The organism is Roseobacter sp. EG26, assembly GCF_049830555.1.
GTDB lineage: Bacteria > Pseudomonadota > Alphaproteobacteria > Rhodobacterales > Rhodobacteraceae > Roseobacter.
In genome coordinates, this window is the sequence record NZ_JBNBLH010000016.1 from 37,676 (window position 1) to 55,857 (window position 18,182).

At 54.4% G+C, this 18,182-nt stretch carries 20 protein-coding genes and 1 pseudogene; 14 read left to right on the forward strand and 7 right to left on the reverse strand.

Annotated elements, in window-relative coordinates; translation table 11 throughout:
- Window positions 1–5: 5 nt before the first annotated feature.
- The 3 genes from ACOTTU_RS22560 to ACOTTU_RS22570 all read left to right on the forward strand — a co-directional run bounded on the left by ACOTTU_RS22560 (window position 6) and on the right by ACOTTU_RS22570 (window position 2,312).
- Window positions 6–485 carry a helix-turn-helix transcriptional regulator gene (locus ACOTTU_RS22560; protein WP_425661412.1) on the forward strand — a complete coding sequence of 160 codons (480 nt, stop codon included), beginning with the start codon at window positions 6–8 and terminating at the stop codon, window positions 483–485.
- A 771-nt stretch (window positions 486–1,256) separates the two neighbouring features.
- The gene (locus ACOTTU_RS22565) at window positions 1,257–1,469 is read left to right on the forward strand and encodes a hypothetical protein (RefSeq protein ID WP_425661414.1); all 213 of its coding nucleotides are present in this window, start codon (window positions 1,257–1,259) and stop codon (window positions 1,467–1,469) included.
- A 594-nt stretch (window positions 1,470–2,063) separates the two neighbouring features.
- Window positions 2,064–2,312: a hypothetical protein gene (locus ACOTTU_RS22570; RefSeq protein WP_425661416.1), complete on the forward strand. Its 249-nt coding sequence runs from the start codon at window positions 2,064–2,066 to the stop codon at window positions 2,310–2,312.
- 207 nt (window positions 2,313–2,519) lie between these two features.
- On the opposite strand, the gene ACOTTU_RS22575 is transcribed toward ACOTTU_RS22570, so the two are convergent.
- Complete coding sequence (locus ACOTTU_RS22575; RefSeq protein WP_425661418.1) at window positions 2,520–3,176, reverse strand: hypothetical protein; 657 nt, start codon at window positions 3,174–3,176, stop codon at window positions 2,520–2,522.
- Between the two features lie 217 nt (window positions 3,177–3,393).
- Here ACOTTU_RS22575 and ACOTTU_RS22580 point away from each other — a divergent pair, with 217 nt between their 5' ends.
- Entirely contained in the window at window positions 3,394–3,990 is a 597-nt protein-coding gene (locus ACOTTU_RS22580; RefSeq protein WP_425661420.1) for a winged helix-turn-helix domain-containing protein, read from the forward strand.
- A gap of 229 nt (window positions 3,991–4,219) precedes the next feature.
- A complete protein-coding gene (locus ACOTTU_RS22585; protein ID WP_425661422.1) occupies window positions 4,220–5,008 on the forward strand; it encodes a hypothetical protein in 789 nt (262 codons plus the stop codon).
- A gap of 117 nt (window positions 5,009–5,125) precedes the next feature.
- Here ACOTTU_RS22585 and ACOTTU_RS22590 read toward each other — a convergent pair whose 3' ends face one another.
- The gene (locus ACOTTU_RS22590) at window positions 5,126–5,506 is read right to left on the reverse strand and encodes a VOC family protein (protein ID WP_298922200.1); all 381 of its coding nucleotides are present in this window, start codon (window positions 5,504–5,506) and stop codon (window positions 5,126–5,128) included.
- A 39-nt stretch (window positions 5,507–5,545) separates the two neighbouring features.
- Here ACOTTU_RS22590 and ACOTTU_RS22595 point away from each other — a divergent pair, with 39 nt between their 5' ends.
- The gene (locus ACOTTU_RS22595; RefSeq protein WP_425661424.1) at window positions 5,546–6,097 is read left to right on the forward strand and encodes a winged helix-turn-helix transcriptional regulator; all 552 of its coding nucleotides are present in this window, start codon (window positions 5,546–5,548) and stop codon (window positions 6,095–6,097) included.
- Between the two features lie 120 nt (window positions 6,098–6,217).
- Here ACOTTU_RS22595 and ACOTTU_RS22600 read toward each other — a convergent pair whose 3' ends face one another.
- A complete protein-coding gene (locus tag ACOTTU_RS22600) occupies window positions 6,218–6,367 on the reverse strand; it encodes a hypothetical protein (RefSeq protein ID WP_425661426.1) in 150 nt (49 codons plus the stop codon).
- Between the two features lie 90 nt (window positions 6,368–6,457).
- A complete protein-coding gene (locus ACOTTU_RS22605; RefSeq protein ID WP_425661428.1) occupies window positions 6,458–7,477 on the reverse strand; it encodes a permease in 1,020 nt (339 codons plus the stop codon).
- An 85-nt stretch (window positions 7,478–7,562) separates the two neighbouring features.
- On the opposite strand from ACOTTU_RS22605, the gene ACOTTU_RS22610 reads away from it, so the two are divergent.
- From ACOTTU_RS22610 to ACOTTU_RS22620, 3 genes are all read left to right on the forward strand, one after another.
- On the forward strand, window positions 7,563–8,420 hold the full coding sequence (locus ACOTTU_RS22610; protein WP_425661429.1) for a LysR substrate-binding domain-containing protein: 858 nt from the start codon (window positions 7,563–7,565) through the stop codon (window positions 8,418–8,420).
- A gap of 741 nt (window positions 8,421–9,161) precedes the next feature.
- Window positions 9,162–10,367, forward strand: a complete 1,206-nt coding sequence (locus tag ACOTTU_RS22615) for a hypothetical protein (RefSeq protein WP_425661430.1) — start codon at window positions 9,162–9,164, stop codon at window positions 10,365–10,367.
- Window positions 10,368–10,791: 424 nt separating this feature from the next.
- The gene (locus tag ACOTTU_RS22620; protein WP_425661431.1) at window positions 10,792–11,091 is read left to right on the forward strand and encodes a hypothetical protein; all 300 of its coding nucleotides are present in this window, start codon (window positions 10,792–10,794) and stop codon (window positions 11,089–11,091) included.
- 145 nt (window positions 11,092–11,236) lie between these two features.
- Here the strand turns inward: ACOTTU_RS22620 and ACOTTU_RS22625 are convergent, their stop codons facing one another.
- The 3 genes and pseudogenes from ACOTTU_RS22625 to ACOTTU_RS22635 form a co-directional block, all read right to left on the reverse strand.
- A complete protein-coding gene (locus tag ACOTTU_RS22625; protein ID WP_425661433.1) occupies window positions 11,237–11,425 on the reverse strand; it encodes a hypothetical protein in 189 nt (62 codons plus the stop codon).
- Between the two features lie 640 nt (window positions 11,426–12,065).
- Window positions 12,066–12,257: pseudogene (locus tag ACOTTU_RS22630) on the reverse strand (hypothetical protein); the annotation flags it as partial.
- 108 nt (window positions 12,258–12,365) lie between these two features.
- Window positions 12,366–13,220: an HpcH/HpaI aldolase family protein gene (locus tag ACOTTU_RS22635; protein WP_425661435.1), complete on the reverse strand. Its 855-nt coding sequence runs from the start codon at window positions 13,218–13,220 to the stop codon at window positions 12,366–12,368.
- Window positions 13,221–13,265: 45 nt separating this feature from the next.
- Here ACOTTU_RS22635 and ACOTTU_RS22640 point away from each other — a divergent pair, with 45 nt between their 5' ends.
- From ACOTTU_RS22640 to ACOTTU_RS22660, 5 genes are all read left to right on the forward strand, one after another.
- The gene (locus tag ACOTTU_RS22640) at window positions 13,266–14,594 is read left to right on the forward strand and encodes an ABC transporter substrate-binding protein (protein ID WP_298922594.1); all 1,329 of its coding nucleotides are present in this window, start codon (window positions 13,266–13,268) and stop codon (window positions 14,592–14,594) included.
- Between the two features lie 87 nt (window positions 14,595–14,681).
- Window positions 14,682–15,560 (forward strand): carbohydrate ABC transporter permease, encoded by an 879-nt coding sequence (locus ACOTTU_RS22645; RefSeq protein WP_425661438.1) that lies wholly within the window; start codon window positions 14,682–14,684, stop codon window positions 15,558–15,560.
- Entirely contained in the window at window positions 15,557–16,384 is an 828-nt protein-coding gene (locus ACOTTU_RS22650; protein WP_425661440.1) for a carbohydrate ABC transporter permease, read from the forward strand. The genes ACOTTU_RS22645 and ACOTTU_RS22650 overlap by 4 nt, the downstream gene beginning before the upstream one ends.
- Window positions 16,384–17,442 (forward strand): ABC transporter ATP-binding protein, encoded by a 1,059-nt coding sequence (locus tag ACOTTU_RS22655; protein ID WP_425661442.1) that lies wholly within the window; start codon window positions 16,384–16,386, stop codon window positions 17,440–17,442. Before ACOTTU_RS22650 ends, ACOTTU_RS22655 begins: the two co-directional genes overlap by 1 nt.
- 4 nt (window positions 17,443–17,446) lie before the next feature.
- A partial coding sequence (locus tag ACOTTU_RS22660; RefSeq protein ID WP_425661444.1) for a histidinol dehydrogenase occupies window positions 17,447–18,182 on the forward strand: 736 nt, incomplete at its 3' end.

Consider the following 18,182-nt stretch of genomic DNA (forward strand, 5'->3'; position numbering starts at 1 on the left):
TGGACATGCTGAACCGCGCCTGGATGGTCTGGTGCCTTGTCATCATCCAATGCCTCTGTGGCGCGTACTTCCTGTGGGAAATCCTCGCATCCATTTTGGGCCTTCCGTCCGTTCCACTGCGTTGGAGCCTGCGCGAACTTGTCGAAGCAGGGGCGAGCATAGGTCTGATACTGGGTGCCTTCCTGGGGGTCAGGCTGGCCTTCGTTGCGCAAAACGCAACCAACCGCGCGGATACCGCCCGCAGGATCACGTCAGGTGAGTTCACAACAGTGGTGGACGGCTATCTGGTGGACCTCGGCCTCACCAGCGCCGAGACCGAAGTCGCCTGGTTTGTGCTAAAGGGCATGTCTTTGGCTGAAATCGCTGACCTGAGACAAACGCGGATCGGAACTGTCAAAGCGCAATGCACTGCGATCTACAAAAAGGCGGGGGTCACCGGGAAGAGCCAGCTTTTCTCACAATTGGTAGAGGACATTCTGCTGTAGAGTCAAAGCGTGGAGGTTTAGAGCGTCACCAAGACGGCAGAGCCGTACCTTTTGTCATACGCCCGCCGTAGCAAAGCAGTTTTGTCAGCTCATGCTTGCCGCCGGCAGGAAGAACGGATGTTGGGATGCCGCAATATGCAGTCGTTGACACAGTTGCAGCGAAACCAATATCTGTCTGCGATGCCGTCGTTGAGCCATCTTAAGATTTCACACATGCAGCGAATGTCTGCTATGCGGGCTGCGGCCGCAGAAATTTACGTCTTCGTCGAGTGACCGGTTTGGGCCGGACCACTTCCGGCCACAGTTGAGCCAATGGGATGCTGCTGCTCTGCATCCGATGTCAGCAACGCTACTTCCTGCTGTGTGCGCTTGCAGAACGAAAGATGCTACAGATGCGCAAATTTTCGGGCCGTCATGCAGCAAGGAAGCCAGTCGTTCATCGATCATGCAACGACGGGCAAACGCTCAATAGACAGATCGCCGGACAAAGGAGGCAAACCACCAGGGCGAAGAAATTAGAAGTGGAAGCCTAGTTTCTGGAGTGTTTGGAGCTGAACCAACGCAAATTCAACGCTCGTTTATCGAGGACATGCCTATGATCTAGCTCATTGGCTTAGCCGGAAGCATACATTGTCGAGTTTTCAGAAAGTCCGTGGCACGTTTGAGTCACGAATGAGTTGCAAAAATTGAAAATTTGGTAGTGCTGAGGAAGCAGAAGTGACCTTGGTATCAGAGGACAATTCACTTCAAAAATTTCGAATGGAGGTATCAATGAACATCAAATTACTTCTCGGAGCGGCAGTTTTTGGATTGGTCACAGCAGCACCGGGGCTAGCAGCGCCAGTTGAAATGGATTTTATGCTTAGTGGCCGGACCGGTACTTTCTTTGGCCTGGACGATGCGGATGGCGTATCAAATGCTTCGTCAGTAATTTATGATGGACTCGAAGACAGCTACTTGTTCCTTCCCATCGGCTCGGCGTAATATGCATTTAATTTTTCTGCTGGCTCTCTGACTGACATTGCGTTCTCGTTTGTGGGCCCGGTCATCGGAGATGAGGTCGACGGAATTCTCGACAACTTTGATTGCTCTATCGACAGTTGCCAATCGGGAGAGCGAACTATCCCACTTGGATCAGTTACTATTTTCACATTCCACGACCCAGTCTTTGCGATCCGCCCAGTCACCGCAGTGCCCCTGCCTGCAGGAGCAGTACTACTTCTAAGTGGGCTTTTGGGCTTGCCAGACTCCGCCGTCGAAAGTTTGGAGCTTTGTAGTTTCGTGATCGTTCCCTTAGCAACTCAATCCAAAGAATTTGTTAGCCAAGAAATGCAAAATTAGAAAAAAGAATATGGCACCGTTGAGGAAAGTTTGCCTTGGAGCGCAGCGTGTCCGCGGGAACATTGCGACGGCAGGCATTATAGCTACGCCGGTGCTCACTTTCCTTTAAATTGATCAGCCCAACAGATTTCTAGCAGCCAACTTACTCAGCGCGTCCACGGATGACCCTCTGTGAGGATCGGGATTGGTGAGCGTGCGCAGCGAGCCGCTCGTTCTTCCGGCTCCATAGTCTCAAGCGTGAGTTCGAAGGTCTTGTCGATCAAAACTGCATTGGCGATGAACGGGCTTGGTGTTTCGCTTCTCTCGATGAAACCCGCCGACAACAAGACCTACGATGGTGGTCGGGTTGTGCCGATCAAGCTTGCCGATGCAATACCGCCGACGCGAATTGGTATCGCGTCGCATGCGGAAGCTCCAGAAAACCTGCTAGCTGACCGGTTTACCGTCATCTGTCAGAACCTGTTTGCGGACCGGCACAATCCTTAGGATGTTGCGAGCGGGCATCTTGGCAATGTGAAGAGCGGTCATTGGGAAGACACAGAAAAACGGCATCTTTGTCCGCGAGCGGTCACCCGAACTGCTCTATTGCTGCGCAATCGACCAACGTCCGCTTCGGGGAATCGCTACACTGCGCCGCAAAGGCTAATGACCAAGGGCGGCTTTGGGTCGCGGACGCCAAACTCTGCCGGAGCTTTAGCGACGGTGGCGGGAAAGTCCAAAGATCAGCACCAGCCCACCGCCCAGAAGAGGCAAGCCGGCAGGAAGGGGTACAGTTGGAATCACAGTTGGTGCGGAAATCGACGTGAACTCATAGTTTACCCGTTCCCGCGCGAAACCTTTGCCAACAATGTTTCCGAGAAACGCCATTTCCTTGGTCTCCAGCTCATCGAGGTCAATGGCGGTGGGAGCGTCCGTATCGTCAACAAAATCGCCGTCGAAATCACGGAGAAAAACGGAAATCCAACTTACCAGTTCGCCGACAGGATAGGTGTTAATGTCGGTGGACAGGTTCACCAAGTCACTCCCACCGTTAAAGACCGACGTTTGTGTAAAGGGCACGTAGGCCGCCGCATCGATTTGATCGAAGGTGATCGAACCGGGGGCATAAGTCCTGGATGAGGCATTCCCGGACAAGAGCGTGTCATCAATGGTCAAAGTTCCGGTCAATGTTGTGCCGATTAGCAACGCTCCGGCAAGGTCGGCGACCGTGTCCACGCTGTCATCATCAGCGGTACCATTTTTGTATTCTGCCTCAAAATCATAGATGTAGGTTGCGGCTGTTCCAGGCAACGCCAACAGAGTTAATAGGGCTGCTGCAATAAGTGATTTGAAATTCACTTTTACCTCCATTCGGAACTGGCGGTGTGACACGCCCAAGTTTCCGAGATCATTTCATCTTGATAAGCGCGGCCTTCTCTAGAGATTTTGCGCCGCCTTCTTGACTCAAATTCTGGATTCCAATGTTTCAGCCTGCGTCAATCGACTAGACCATAGGATAGACATTTGTAAATCGAGTGTTGCGTTTGTGTTGATTCAGTTCTCCGCGCTCCCTACAATTTCAAATATCATGCAGTTTTGGACGTTTACGCCAAAGGAGAACCGCCTCGAATCCGGAGATGAAATCGCCCACTTGACTGGCCGGGCAAGCGCAGTTTTGAAGCTGCTTGCGAGCAGACCGAACGAAGTGGTGAGCCAAGACGAAATCCTCAAGTTTGTCTGGAAAAACATACATGTGACACCGGATCTTGTTCGTGAGTATGTGTTTGATCTGCGTCAGGCACTTGGGGACAACGCGGTGAATCCCACGTACATCGAAACGGTTCGGGGCAAAGGGTACCGGCTGATCCAGGGCGTGGAACTCGCCAGGCAAAAGGGAACGGAGCCGGGACCAACACAGTGCGCCAGGATCGCGGTGTTGCGCCCCGACTGCATGATAGGAGGTGAACGCTGGCAGCGTTTCGCCGATGGCATGGCCGACGAATTGATCACTGACCTTGCGAGGTTCAGCGACTTGGCCGTTATCGCCCGGACGTCGTCACTCGCCGCAGATAAATCAAAGCAGCTTCCTGATATCGCAGAGGCGTTGAAATGTGACTATATACTGCGAAAGCAGTCTGTCCGTCTGGCCCGGGTGGCTCAAGGCGCAATTCCAGCTTATCGATAGACGATCAGGCATTCATGTTTGGGCCGATTGCATCGAACGCCCTACCGGCTCCATGCCTGAATCGTCAGGCCAGATCTCGTTGTCGGTCGCTAATCTTCTGGGTAGAACGTCCGGCGCCGTGATGCGGGCTGAACGGCGCTAGGCTATCCGCAAACCTGCTTCAGAGCTTAGCGCATATGAAAATTACGTACTCGCATGTCATTTTGAGGATTTCTACGATCAGAGTTCCATGCGGCAGGGTCTCGTGCACGCTGAGCGGGCGATCGAACTAGATCCGGAGTTCGCACGTGGCCATCTTCTGCACGCCCTGTTTTGCGACAAAGGGGAAAGCATTTCTGATAAGATGAGCCGCGAGGAATGGCTGTCAAAATTGGCGGACTCAGCTGAAGCAGGGCGTCGGATCGATTCCAGAGACCCATTGATTTTATCGCAGTGCGCCCCAGCGTTCGCCTCGACCGGGCGCTGTGGGGAAGCCCGAAATGTAGCCGTGCGATGTGCGGATATGGCGGAGAATGATGCACATGCTGCAATTAATGCAGCGTCAGCGCTTGCGCTTGTCGCCGGAGAATACGAACTTGCAGACCAAATGATCAAAACTGCGTACAGGCTTTGTCCGATGCTGCCTGAGTTTTATACGTTCGCGCATGGAAGAAACTTGTTGTTTTCCGGGCGCGCAGCCGAAGCAGAGGCCGTCGCCAGCACAGGTCCAGATTTTGAGTCAACTGATGTCATTCGGTGTTTGGCTCAGAGCCTACAAGGGAAGGTCCCAGAGGCCGAGGCAACGCGGGAGAATCTTCTCAAAAAATACCCTTATTTCAGCTTCGAAAATTACCCACAATCGATGGGTATGGTTTCGAAATCCACTACCGACATTTTTAACGAGGCGGTCGCAAAACTCAATTTCAAGGGACGGCGTAGGTGTCTGTGTTTTCACGATGTGGATCTACCACAATCGCATTTGCTCCAGAAACTGTATCTCTTTCCGTTCGCCAGGCCAAAACGCTGCGGCATCGACTAAGGTCCGCTTTGCGAAAAATTCAGAGGTCGAAACTCGAACGAGCGAATGTTGGCAAAGGGCCGCCTATCCAATTGACGCACCGCATGGCGAATGGCGCGGCTAGCTGGGGCGCACGTATTATTCTGCTCCGCCGGTCAAGTCTTCGGCAAGCATCATCGCGTTGCCATCGGGATCATAGAAAGTCGCTGTCTTAACCATGCCTTCGACGACATCCGTTTCGCCATCGAATTTAACGTTGGCCTGTTCCAGTTTTTGCCTTGCCGTGTCTAGATCAGCAATGCCGAAGACGGGAACGCAGTTACCGGGAGCCGGCTTGGTATGCTCCCCCAATCCAATGGTCACCCCTGTTGTGTTAGTCTGAAGTTCCGACCAGCCCGCGTCATCTGCATGGTAGATTGTTTCAAATCCGATCATATCTTCATACCACTTAGCGCTTGCATGACGATCTTTAACTGAAAGCGAAATAGTTATGGTTTCTTCCAACGAAATTAGCGACATAGTCTTTCCTTGTGATTTAAAGTATACTAACTATACATTATGGACATTGAATTGTTTGTCAACACCACCTCAAGGGCTTGGGCTGTCCCCATTTTGGCGAAGCTGCACGCGGGCATCGCCGGGCGACAAGCACCACTGTTGGCTGCCACCGGAGCGACAAGGACCGCTTTCGCGCAAAGCATGGATCACCTTATCTCAATAGGGCTATTGGAACGAAACCCGGGCTATGGGCACCCGCTGCGTCCAGAGTTTCGACTGACAGAGCTTGGTGCTTCTGCAGCGGCCATCGCCAACAAAATTCAACGTGTAACGGCTGATGAAGAACAGGATTTGCTTCGTCGCTCATGGACTTTGCCGATCTTGACGGCAATCCACGAGCCCAGCCACTTCAATGACATCAAGCGAAACCTGCGAACGATTACGGATCGCGCCTTGTCACAGTCGCTGAAAACAATGGAAAGTAGACGATGGGTGCAGCGTAATGTTGACGAAGCTGCTCGCCCCCCAAGATCTATATACAGGGCCGTGAACACTGGCGGATTGATAAGCAGTGTCGCTGCCAGTGAAGTTAGTTTTGTCCGCAATCTATAAATTCAGGCTGACTCCGATTTTGTAGCTGCGGCGGATGGCAGGTTCAACGGACCGCAATGCAGCATCTGACGCCCCAATTGGATGTCGGCTAATGGGCCGTCCCCACCAAAGATTACTGGTTTAGACGACCAGATGCTGCGAGGCCTCCGAGGCCTGCAGTGAGCCCATGACCGCCATTGCAATTTCTCGCTGCGTGCGCTCGCAGCAGGAAAATCGCTGCGACCGCACCATTCTCAGCGCCGCCGCGCGGCGTGAAAACCAGTCATTCATGCTGAGCGCGGCGAGATTTGTTTCCCAAATTTACAGGTCGCGGACTTTGTTGCCGGTTGCTAAACGTCTGCGTCCCGTTAACGCTGAATCTCAGACGATCCACCCAAAGACATACCCCGCCCCGAGCGACCCCAGAACTGCAAGCAGCAGATAGAGCATGAACGGTTGCAATTTGAGCACCGGTGCGATGGCCATAGCACCCCAGATGCTGACCGCGCCGCCCGAAACAAGGAACGCCATCGCTGCGCCTTCGGACATGCCGTTGTCGATCAACCCTCGTGTCAGCGGGAGCGCAGCGTAACCGTCGATATAGGCCGGGGCACCGACGAAGACAGCGGCGGGTATCGCCCACCATTTATCTTCGCCAACATATGCTGCCAGTGCGCCCGGTGTAAGGGCCGCGTTCAAGGCATACTCCGCGGCAAATGCCGGGATCAGGCAAATCAGGATAAGCCGCGTGGTTGCCCAGACCTGTTTGCTGAAGGAATGACGTCGCGCCTCAGACCGCCAGACCCAAGGATCAAAGGGCTGCTCTTCGCCGCATCGTGCAGCACTTAGCTGGCGCGCCAGGCCATTGTCCCGAAGCGCATTCATGGCCCAGGCCGTCTTGGCGAACAGGCCGGTGATCGCGCCGCCGAATAGACCCATTCCGAAGGCGGCAATCGTTTTGCCAATCGCAAAGCTCAAACCAAGGGTTGCCGCTGTTGTCGCGAGCATTGCAGGATCCGTTATCGGAGATGACAGCCAGAAGGCCATGATCGGAGCGAGCGGTACGCCCGCAGCCAGCAACCCGGCCATCAAAGGCAGAACGGTCACACCGCATACGGGCGTGATGGCTCCAATGAGCGAGGCCGCCAGAACCGTTCTCAGTGTCCTGCCCTCGAAGGCACCAGCGATGTGGGTATCCGCGCCGCTTGCGATGATCCAGGCTGCAAGCACGATACCCGGAATGACAATGGGGGCCACGACAATCAGGCCCCATAGGACAAACTTTGCTGCGTTTGCGGCGTGTTCCGGCCAGGCAAGACAGACGCCTGCCAGTAGCAAAGACACGCCCCACACCAGGGGTTTCCGGTTAGATGGTTGGTGGGCAGCTGTCTGATCTGACATGGGATACTCCTCTGACCTTGAAAAATAGAGCGGCACAAAGCATTTGTGAAACGCATAGTTTCAATTTCCGGTATTGGAAAAACCAATGGAAAATCTTGATAGCGATCTTCTGCGAACCTTCGTCGCCGTGGCTGAGGCCGGAAGCGTCACAGACGGTGCTGCCCGCATCCACCGGTCGCAATCTGCGACAAGTCTTCAGATCAAGCGCCTCGAAGCGATCCTGGGTCAGCCGGTCTTTGACAGGCATGGTCGCGGGGTGGTCCTGAGCGACACGGGCCGAAAGCTATTTCCAGTCGCTCAGGAAGTGACGGCACGTCTCGACGCGGCACTACGAGAGATTTCACAGAACACAGTAAGCGGCAAACTGCGTTTGGGCATACCCGACGATCACGGGCGCGCCAGACTTGCGGCGATCATTGCGACCTTTGCCCGTCAACATCCGAAAGTCGAACTGGATGTCACCTGCGCCTTGAGCACAAGTTTTCCAGAAGCCCTCGATAAGGGGTCGCTGGACCTTGCGGTCTATGAGGTCGAAAGCCCGTCCAGTCACGAGGAGGTTGTTTACGAAGACCCGACATGTTGGGTTTCGTCGGCGCACCGGCACTTTCGGGCCGATGAAAGCCTTCCAGTGGCCTTGTTCGATCATGCGTGCTGGTGGCGCGACGCGGCGGTCATTTCATTGCAAGCCCGTGGAAAGCCATATCGCGTTGTCTACTCCAGCCAAAGCGTCTCTGGTGTGATTGCAGCAGTAGAAGCCGGTACCGCAGTGGGTCTGCTCGGTCGCTCCTCGCTGCACGGCGGTCTATCGGTGGCGAACGATGCATTGGGCCTCGGAAACACGCCTGCCTCCAAGCTGGTGATGGCATCCAGCAAGCCGAAAGAACAAGGGCCTCAGGACGCTATGAAGGCGGCGATCCGAGCCGCATTTATGGCCAAGCCATAAAAAGCTGACTTTCACTGCGTTCTTTTGAATAGGCAGGTCGGGCTCGGAGCGGCCCAATGCCGGTGCAGCGTGATCAAGGTTAAGGGCGATTTGGAACCTGCCGTCTGACCCGCAGGCTATGTAGCTGAGAAACTGCGACTTCGTTCGATGCGCCGACATTGGCGCGTCAATAGCCAGCTTTCAGGCAAAACGCCGCGAAAGGGGGTGCAGAGCCCATAGTACCGATTGCTGCACGACGCTCAAGCGTCGGCTTATCTGAGTGCGGGAAAAAAGTGACAAAATTGGCCGCACGCAAACCCTGCTGGTCTGACGCCATATGGAAACGCTAAATTGTCAAAAGAAGTCTAAACCCCGAGCAGAGATTACCAATGAAAGCGGACCTTAATGGGAGCAGGTCAATTTTTCCGCATTTCGCTGGCATCTCTTGCTGGATCCGAGCCGTTTGCGCAAAGGGACGCGCTTTTTGATATTCCTTATGTAAATGCGCTAACCAAAATGGCCTCGGCGGTAGCAAGTTGCCCAAAGCTACCTGATCTTTGTAACCAGCCTCAGTCGGGATTTAATCAACAACCTAACTTTCTCGTAATTCTTTCAAGTTTTTGAATACCTTGAAGGGTTGTGACAGGTCGGCTTCCGTAGCCGCCCACGATCAAGAACCAGAGCGGGTGCGGTTGGTTGCCTCCCCAGGGGGTGGTCTTTTTACGGCCTATTTCGCGGCTATGGATCTGGCAAAACGCGCAGATGATTTCGAGAATCCGGGTTTTGCTGCGTCCGTTTTTGGCCGTTAGCGGGGTGTCGGGCGGGTCCGTTGGGGCGACTACCTTTTGGGCTATTCGCAAGAGCGGAGATTGCCGGGAAGCTACGCCCGGAACGGCTTGTTTTGCGAAAACGACACATGAAATCCTTGGCCGTGACTATTTGTCCGCCGTTTTGGATGACCTTCTTTTTCAGGACAACTTCGACGGGTTCTTTCCTCTATCCGCGATCTGGTCGAAACCAACCGACCGTGGTGCAACACTCCAGGACCGTTTGAGCGATGCTATTACGCTTTCGACGTATTTGACATCACGCATTTCGCAGTCTGGGGCTGGGGCATTCGATCTAGAGAACGTTAATTTCTCTGAGAACTTGGACCTGATCCGTATCTTCAACTCGCGGAGCACAGAGCGCAATCAACTTCTTTCGCTTGGCCTGCGGGAAAGCTGGGACGGAGAAGCGACCACGCCTTTGCTGTTCTTCAACACGACTGATCTAACGACTAGAGAGCGGGTGATCCACTCGCCGCTGACTGCATTTCTACCTCGGAACTCTGCTCGCAACGGGTTACCGGATACGCGTGTGTCCATAGCCAGCAGCGGCGGTCACAACCGCGATCTTTCGGTAGGGGATGCGACGGTCATTTCAGCACGGTTTCCGATAGTCTCGCCTCCGGCGCGCTATCACCTATGCACTGAACCCGCTTGCCACCACACGTCGTTGCGGCAGGTTGCGGATGGGGGGTATTTCGACAATACGGGGCTTGAAACGATTTCCGATATTCTCACGGCGATGGAGAGTGACCCGGAAATTGCAGGACGTAACATCGTTGTTGAAGTGCTGGCTTATGATGTGCGGACTGACCCGGAACCCGAAGCGCTCCAAGGAACGCTGAGTGCGCCGCTCAAAGGCGTTGTCCGGGCGACCAACCAGCGACGGAACCTTACGGTTAGTCGGTTCTGCGAACGCTGGGTACATCGCAATCCTGGTCTGCAGGTTGAGCCCCGTGTGGTAGCGTTGGATCTAACTAAAAAGGACCTTTCCGCCTCACAGGAAAAAATCGGCGGACTTGCCCGCATTAATTTCACGGTAAGTTGGCGCCTTGCCCAATCGACCTTCATAGCTATTGATGCGCTGACGTATCCCTATGGTGGAGAGGACCAGCCTCTTTGCGGGCCCAATGCACGGTGAAGGCCTCCTGCGGCTCCCTAGCTGCGGGCTCCCAATCCCCAGACGCCCTAGTTTGTTGAGGTTTTTGCACCAACTTTTGCTTGAAATTGGGAGCGCGACCACTGTTGGTGTTGGGTTCAATGAATTCGCTGATCGACTGACTTTGCGCCTTTAGCGAATTTCTGATCTGATTAAGCTGCGCCGCGGCACCTGACATGGACTACAGTTGGGATTGGTTCGGTCATTACACATGCCAATGTCCGCAAACTGCGCTTCGCAGCTATTCGTGCAAGTTGCAGCATCTGGAATTATGGGCTGCCACCCGTCAACTGATCAAAAGCGTCAGATGTCGCCTCAAAGCCGATGTTGCCCAGTTCCCGGCATAAGCTTATGTTATTTTCAGTGTATTGATTGGCGGTATTTTGGGGCTCGGGCAGGTTTTGAAATGAAACAAGGAAATGCCGGTCTCACAGCCCAGTGGAATGGTCTCAGCCGCCAAAAAGCCCTTCTACTCGGCCTGCTTTCCGGGCTTGTGACGACTCTCGTGCCGGTTTTCATTTTTGGCAATAGCGCCTTTGTTTTTGGGTTTTTGGGTCTTTTTCCATTCTGGGCCAGACTGACACTCCAAGCTGTGTTCAAGGGTCCATTTTTCCACTATTTCTTTGGTACAAAGTATGGAGTGTATTGCGTGGGCTGGTTCTATACTTGGATACTCTTGTCATGGGCATTCTTTGACCTGAACTAAAGAATACGAGTATCTACCCAGTGGGTTCGATAGCCGCTTTATCCGTCTACTTTCGTTGACTGCTCAAAACGAAGACCGACTTCGGGTAGCCATCGGTCAACGGACCAAAGCTGTCGGAGGTCGGTTGTTGAGCCCAAAGTGGATGTCATGAGCGGTGCAAGAGCAGGTGACCGCACAGCGACAAGGTCGTGTTCCAATTGGCATCATGGGCTGCAATCGCGGCTTTGAAATCCTCGATGTTGGATGCTTCGTCCGCGACCAGCACCCAACCCCCATCGCATATATGATCGAGCAGCCTCTCAAGAACGGCGTTCCGTTCTGGCGCAGCTAACATGTGCGGCGTTCTGTCTATCAGAATGACATCGAACAGGCCATTGGGTCGGTACGTTGTAACATCAGCAAATGTACGTTCGACCAGCAGCTTCTCCTATCTGGCAACATCCATTATGTCGCGGCTACCGTTGCTTGAGATATCAATGGCGACCACATGATGGCTCTTTCTTGCGATAAAAAATCGCATCTCGACCTTGTCCACATCCAACGTCTAAGATACGGGCCGTGTGCTGGTCGTAGCCGTCAAAGAATTCGACAAATATATTGGTTGTCCCAATACGTCGTGGATTTCGCCGCAGAGTTTGTTGCAGTCGTAAGCCATGTACCCAGTGCTAATAGATTGGCGGCAAAATGGCTAAGTGAAATATTCCGTGAACGACGACTTCGCCCGCTGACCTTGGGTTCGAGCGGTCTCCGGTTTCTCTGTCGTAGCGAATGTCCGGATCGACGGGCCGCGCCGCAGCATTCGAAGAACGTGTTAAAGATTCGCTGTGGGCCGTTCTAGGACAACCAACGATTTACTCACTGTTGATCACACGTCGAGCACCAACAATGCGCAATAGATCGCACGCGAGCAAAACGATCTCTATCGCCTCTTGAGCATCATCCATCAATAACGTTCTGTGAGAGTGAGGATTCTTTTAAGACCCTATGGCGCCCGCGAAGTGGTGCATCAGAGCTTCAGCATCCTGTTGTGTACGGTTACGCAGTGGTCCATCCTTTAGGTTCAAGGCATGGCGTATCATTGGGACGCCGTGATCTCCTTCGAGAAAACCTGCGGTGGTACGAACTGTAATCTCGACGGCCCGCATTGCCTTAAAGACGGCCTCACCATAGTCGCCCCGAGGGTCAAGCTTTGATTAAAGAACTCGGCCACCATCAGTTCAGTGGGCCAGGGCGGGATTAGCGTCTGTTATGCGGTAAATCGAAGGCGATAGAAATCAGGATCTGGTGCCTTCGTTGGTTGTCGCGATGGCCGCTTTCATAGCGCACATCAAAAGGTTGAAATCGTTCCCAGGCGTGACAAGGTCGAAACCCTCTTTGCGGCGTTGCCTTGCCATTCTGCCATCACTGCAAAAGATACCGGTTGCGATGCCCGCAGCTTTCGCGCGCGCGCTGATGTGGGAAATTGCTTCGGATGTTGCGCTATTGACCATCTCCGCTCCAGGCTTTTCGCCCAAATCCAGTGCCAGATCATTTGGGCCGACATAAATCATGTCGATGCCTTTTACTGCCAGTATCTTGTCTATATCCCGCAGGGCTTGAGCTGTTTCGATCATTGGAATGGCCATGATCTGGTGATTTGCCTGCTCAAAGTAGTCTGGGCCGCCAAACAACTTACCGCGGGCAGGGCCGAAGGATCTGTTTCCCTCTGGTGGGTAGCGGCAAGCGGCCACAAAACGTTCCGCTTGCTCTGTGGTTGATATCATCGGGCAGATCACACCAAATGCGCCTGCGTCGAGCAGATGCATAATGGCTTCCGCTTCAATTGAGGGCGCACGCACTAAAGGGGTGGCAGGGGTGGCCGAGATGGCTTGTAGCATCGTCACGGCAGTTTCGAACCCGATCATGCCGTGTTGCAGGTCAACTGTAACACTGTCGAACCCCTGATGGCCCGCCCCCTCGGCCAGATAGCCAGACGGGATAGAGAGCCAGGCATTGGTAATGGGTTTCCCATCAGCAATCAGATGTTTCAGGTTATTCTTTCTCATGTGGCAGCCTCTCGCCTTGATAGGAGGGGAGTGCCTCCGAAATAAACATGAATGCGCATTCATAACTGTTGAATGCGCATTCATGATGTGTATAGTCAACCGAATGCACAGTCGCAATGGGAGGATAACATGCGCAAACGGACATTTTTGGCCTCTGTGGCCGTGGCTGCAGCAACGGCATTTATGCCAGTCGCTACATTCGCCGACGGACATCTTGAGAAGTACAACCTTTTGCCTGGCAAGCCCTTTGAGGGGACTAAGCTGAACATTCTCAGTGTGGTGACTCCCCAGTTCGACGGGTTGATGTTGCGCGACGAGGAATTCACCGAAATGACCGGGATCGAGACGGAATGGACATTCATCCCTTTCGGCTCCTTGCAGGAAAAGATCAACGCCGAGGGCATTGCCGCAAACGGTACGTTTGATGTGGTCAATTACCTTGATAGTTGGGGCCCGCCCAACGCGCATTGGCTCAAGCGCATCGACGAATTGATGGAGCGTGACGGTATTAGCATGGATCGCTACCCAGCCGCCTTCGCACGCTCTGCGCAATTTGAAGGTGAAACGCTCGGCTTCCCGCTGCGCGCGCATCCGCAGTTGATGTTCTACCGCAAGGACCTGATCCCGGAGCCGCCCACCTCTTGGGAAGACGTGGTTCGGATTGGCAAGGAGCTGAAGGAATCAAACCCCGACATCGCCCCGCTAGCGCTCTACTATAACAATGACGGCAACCGTCAGAACTTGTTCATCTGGATCAACTTCCTCTGGGCCGCTGGCGCAGACATCTTCAACGATGACGGTAGTGCCGCGTGGGCCTCAGAGGCTGGCATTCAGGCAACCAAAGACTACGTCGCGCTTCATACCGAGCATGGCGTGACAAATCCAAACAGTGTGGCCTTCAACGAGCAGGATGCCCGTCAGTCTTTCATGCAGGGCAACTCCGCGATGATGCCTGTCTGGTGGTGGGCATATTCAGGCTTCTACAATCCCGACAGCTCGACCCTGACCAAGGATCAGGTCGGTTTCACTGGCATGCCGTCCTACAAGGGAGAGACCAAAACTTACGCGATCTCGATGCCTTTCTCGATTTCCGACTACTCCAAGAATCAAGACGCGGCTTGGGAATTCCTGAAGTGGCTGTCGAACCCGGAAATGGACAAGGCAAACGCAATCCAGCGTGAAGTGGCTGGCAAGAAAATCGTCAACAATGTTGTGACGCATATTTCTTCGCTGCAGGACCCGGACGTGAATGCGGCCAATGACGGTATTCAGGCCGCTGCTTGGGACAGTCTGAAACAGTCTGACATCATGCCGCAAATCGCGGAATGGCCTGAAATCGGCGATATTCTGTCCGCTGCCATCGCCGAAGCGGCATCAGGTGGCGACGTGGCTGAACTAATGACAGCTGCGGCAGAACGTGCTGACAAGGTGCTCAAGCGCGCTGGCGTTCTGAAGTAATCGAAAAGACAATGGGGCGCGACACGTCGCGCTCCATACCCGCCCGGATTGACTCCGCTTCGGGCTAAAGGGATTGGGAGCATCCCCATGCGCGATAATACTCTGAAATACCTTCTGGTCTTGCCCGCCGTGCTCGTGGTCTTCGCAACCGCGATCTGGCCACTAATCGAAGCCGCGCGCCTATCCTTCACGGTCGGGCGGCTGAACCGTCCCGGCTCATTGGAGCAGTATCTGGGCTGGGAGAACTACCTTTGGGCCTTCTTTGAAGAGCCTGCATTCTGGAACTCCGTCTGGGTCACAGCGATCTACACGATCTTGACTGTTGGCCTGACCACGATCTTCGCGCTTGGATTGGCGCTGCTGCTCGCGCCCGGCGGCCGTTTGAGAAGCTCGGCGCAAACCTTGCTGATCCTGCCCTTCGCCATGAGCCCGGCGTTGATCGGTGTCTCCTTCCGCTTCATGTTCAATCCTGAATTCGGCCTGTTTGACGCCTTCTTCGGCGTGCTGATCCCACCGCTTGCTGATGTCAGCTGGCTTGCTGATCCGCAATTGGCTTTGGCCGTCGTAGTGATGGCCGATGTCTGGGGTTGGATTCCGTTCCTGACGCTTGTTCTGATCGGTGGACTGGCCAGCGTGCCCCGCGATACCATCGAGGCAGCGCAGGTTGACGGCGCCAGCGGCTGGCGCGTGTTCAAGGACGTGACCCTGCCACAGCTCGCGCCTGTTCTGGCGGTTGTGATCATTTTGAAATCAATCTTCAGCCTCAAGACCTTCGATCAGGTGTTCATGCTGACCAATGGCGGGCCGGGCACTGCGACCCAGACGCTCAGCCACTACATTTATTTCAACGGCATGAAGTACGGCCAGATCGGGTATTCGGCCTCCGTTGCTTGGCTGATGGTGATCCCAATGATTTTCCTGACCTACGCCTACGCCAAGTTTGTTTTCCGGAAGGCTGACCAATGACAGGTAAACAAAAAAAGCAACTGTTTGGCGCGATCCAGACTGCCCTGATCCTGATCGCCATGTTCATCATGCTGGTTCCGATCGTCTGGATTTTCCTCGCGGCGTTCAAAAGCCATGTCGATGTTTACCAACTGAAACTGTTCTTCACACCGACGTTGGAGAATTTCGGTATCGTCTTTGATGATCCCTACAGGCTGGGCGAGAAACTTCTGAATTCGACCATTGTCGCGTTTGTCACGATAGTTTTTGCCATTCCGATTGCCACGCTTGCGGCTTATTCGTTTAGCCGGTTCTCCATGCGCGGCGAGACACTTATGCTGGTCACCATCCTTGCCACGCAATTTGTACCCGCGGTTGTGATCATTCTGCCGTTTTTCGTGATGTTTCGCGATGTCGGGTTGCTGGACACGCGGCTCGGCCTGATCCTTGTGAACCTCGCCATCGTGATGCCCTTCGCAATCTGGATGATCAAAGGCTTCATCGACGGCATCCCGATGGACACGGAAGAGGCCGCGATGGTCGACGGCTCCTCTCGCCTGCAGGTGATCCGCAATATCGTCCTGCCGATGGCGGCACCTGGCTTGCTGACCAGCGCGATCTTCTGCTTCATCATTGCTTGGAACGAATTCCTCTTTGCGCTGATCCTGACCAACAAGGAGGCGGTGACTTTGCCCATCGGGCTGGCCCTTTTCAAAGGCGAAGAGGGGGACCTTTGGAACCTGTTATCTGCCGCAGGCATCATCATCATGGCACCAATGTTCATCCTCGCCCTGATGATCCGCAAATACTTCGTTCAAGGCATGACCATGGGAGCCGTCCGCTAATGGCCGAGATCAAACTCAACAATCTGACCAAACGTTGGGGCGATTTTATCGGCGTCGACAATCAGTCGCTGCAAGTCCAAGACCGCGAATTTCTGGTACTTCTTGGCCCATCGGGTTGCGGCAAAACCACGACGATGCGGATGATCGCGGGGCTCGAAGACCCGACAGCAGGCGAGATCTGGATTGGCGACAGGATGGTCAATGATGATCTGCCAAAAGACCGCGACGTGGCCATGGTGTTCCAGAATTACGGCCTCTACCCGCATATGACGATCTTTGACAATATCGCCTACCCGCTGCGCGTGCGCGGGACCGACAAGTCTGAGATCAAACCGCGGGTGGAGAAAGCTGCAGAGCAGGTCGAATTGACCGAGTTTCTGCATCGCAAGCCCAAGGCGTTGTCTGGCGGTCAACGTCAGCGCGTCGCCTTGGCCCGGGCGATTGTGCGGACACCCAAAGTGTTCTTGATGGATGAGCCGCTTTCAAATCTGGACGCGAAATTGCGTGTGACCATGCGCGCAGAATTGAAGCACCTGTCGCGCGCTCTGCAGATCACAACCGTCTATGTCACCCACGACCAGATCGAAGCGATGACGTTGGCTGATCGTGTGGCCGTCATGAAAAACGGCATCATCCAGCAGCTGGGTACGCCGGATGACATCTATAACGACCCTGCCAACCTGTTTGTTGCAGGCTTCATCGGGTCTCCCGCCATGAACCTGATCAACGGATCGGTTACGGATGGGATGTTTGTCACCACGGGTGGCACGCGGTTGGTGCCTATCAATTCGCCGGATCGTGCGAAGGCCATTTTGGGCGTTCGTGCGGATGACATGCATGTGCACGAGCAAGGGCAGGGGGATATCGACGTGACAATTTATGCCTTTGAGAACACGGGCGAAAGCACACTTCTGACGGTGCAATGGGGCCAGCAGCGCGTCATTGCTCGTGGCGACCGCCATTTGCGCAAGGATCAGGACGAGGTCGTGGGGATCAGTTTGAACCAGGACCACCTCTACCTGTTCGATCCCGAAACAGAAGACCGGATCAGGATGTAGAGCTATGGCCATCGAATATCTAAAACGAGGGAAGCCCGATGCAGACCGCGCTGAAGATGACGCCAAAGTGGCGGAGATCGTGGGCGCGACACTGAAGCAGATCGAGACTGAGGGCGACGCGGCCGTCCGAGCGCTCGCCAACAAGTTTGACGGCTATGATCGAGGTAGCTATCGGCTGAGCGACGCTGAAATAAAAGACATTATCGCCAAGGTCAGCCCGCGTGAGATGGAGGATATCCGCTTCGCGCAAGAGCAGGTCAGAAACTTTGCGAAAGCGCAACGTGACTCGATGCTGGATATAGAGCTGGAGACTTTGCCCGGTGTCATCCTCGGTCACAAGAACATCCCTGTACAAAGTGTCGGCTGCTACGTGCCGGGCGGCAAGTTCCCCATGGTGGCCTCTGCGCATATGTCGGTGGCCACGGCTTCCGTCGCTGGAGTGCCGCGCATTGTCGCCTGTACGCCGCCTTTTGAGGGGGAGCCGAACCCCGGTGTGATCGCCGCCATGTATTTGGGCGGCGCGCATGAAATCTATGTGCTGGGCGGCATTCAGGCTGTTGGTGCTATGGCACTTGGGACTGAGACAATTGATCCTGTGCATTTGTTGGTTGGCCCGGGCAATGCGTTTGTGGCCGAAGCCAAACGGCAGCTTTTTGGTCGTGTCGGCATTGATCTTTTCGCCGGTCCCACGGAAACCATGGTGATCGCGGATGACACGGTGGATGCGGAGATCTGTGCCA

Excerpts from the sequence above, each read along its gene's own strand:
- ACOTTU_RS22560 (WP_425661412.1), top strand. The coding sequence starts at position 6 with ATGCTGAACCGCGCCTGGATGGTCTGGTGCCTTGTCATCATCCAATGC.
- ACOTTU_RS22565 (WP_425661414.1), top strand. The coding sequence starts at position 1,257 with ATGAACATCAAATTACTTCTCGGAGCGGCAGTTTTTGGATTGGTCACA.
- ACOTTU_RS22575 (WP_425661418.1), bottom strand. The coding sequence starts at position 3,176 with ATGGAGGTAAAAGTGAATTTCAAATCACTTATTGCAGCAGCCCTATTA.
- ACOTTU_RS22580 (WP_425661420.1), top strand. The coding sequence starts at position 3,394 with ATGCAGTTTTGGACGTTTACGCCAAAGGAGAACCGCCTCGAATCCGGA.
- ACOTTU_RS22585 (WP_425661422.1), top strand. The coding sequence starts at position 4,220 with ATGCGGCAGGGTCTCGTGCACGCTGAGCGGGCGATCGAACTAGATCCG.
- ACOTTU_RS22590 (WP_298922200.1), bottom strand. The coding sequence starts at position 5,506 with ATGTCGCTAATTTCGTTGGAAGAAACCATAACTATTTCGCTTTCAGTT.
- ACOTTU_RS22595 (WP_425661424.1), top strand. The coding sequence starts at position 5,546 with ATGGACATTGAATTGTTTGTCAACACCACCTCAAGGGCTTGGGCTGTC.
- ACOTTU_RS22600 (WP_425661426.1), bottom strand. The coding sequence starts at position 6,367 with ATGAATGACTGGTTTTCACGCCGCGCGGCGGCGCTGAGAATGGTGCGG.
- ACOTTU_RS22605 (WP_425661428.1), bottom strand. The coding sequence starts at position 7,477 with ATGTCAGATCAGACAGCTGCCCACCAACCATCTAACCGGAAACCCCTG.
- ACOTTU_RS22610 (WP_425661429.1), top strand. The coding sequence starts at position 7,563 with ATGGAAAATCTTGATAGCGATCTTCTGCGAACCTTCGTCGCCGTGGCT.
- ACOTTU_RS22615 (WP_425661430.1), top strand. The coding sequence starts at position 9,162 with ATGATTTCGAGAATCCGGGTTTTGCTGCGTCCGTTTTTGGCCGTTAGC.
- ACOTTU_RS22620 (WP_425661431.1), top strand. The coding sequence starts at position 10,792 with ATGAAACAAGGAAATGCCGGTCTCACAGCCCAGTGGAATGGTCTCAGC.
- ACOTTU_RS22625 (WP_425661433.1), bottom strand. The coding sequence starts at position 11,425 with ATGTTAGCTGCGCCAGAACGGAACGCCGTTCTTGAGAGGCTGCTCGAT.
- ACOTTU_RS22635 (WP_425661435.1), bottom strand. The coding sequence starts at position 13,220 with ATGAATGCGCATTCAACAGTTATGAATGCGCATTCATGTTTATTTCGG.
- ACOTTU_RS22640 (WP_298922594.1), top strand. The coding sequence starts at position 13,266 with ATGCGCAAACGGACATTTTTGGCCTCTGTGGCCGTGGCTGCAGCAACG.
- ACOTTU_RS22645 (WP_425661438.1), top strand. The coding sequence starts at position 14,682 with ATGCGCGATAATACTCTGAAATACCTTCTGGTCTTGCCCGCCGTGCTC.
- ACOTTU_RS22650 (WP_425661440.1), top strand. The coding sequence starts at position 15,557 with ATGACAGGTAAACAAAAAAAGCAACTGTTTGGCGCGATCCAGACTGCC.
- ACOTTU_RS22655 (WP_425661442.1), top strand. The coding sequence starts at position 16,384 with ATGGCCGAGATCAAACTCAACAATCTGACCAAACGTTGGGGCGATTTT.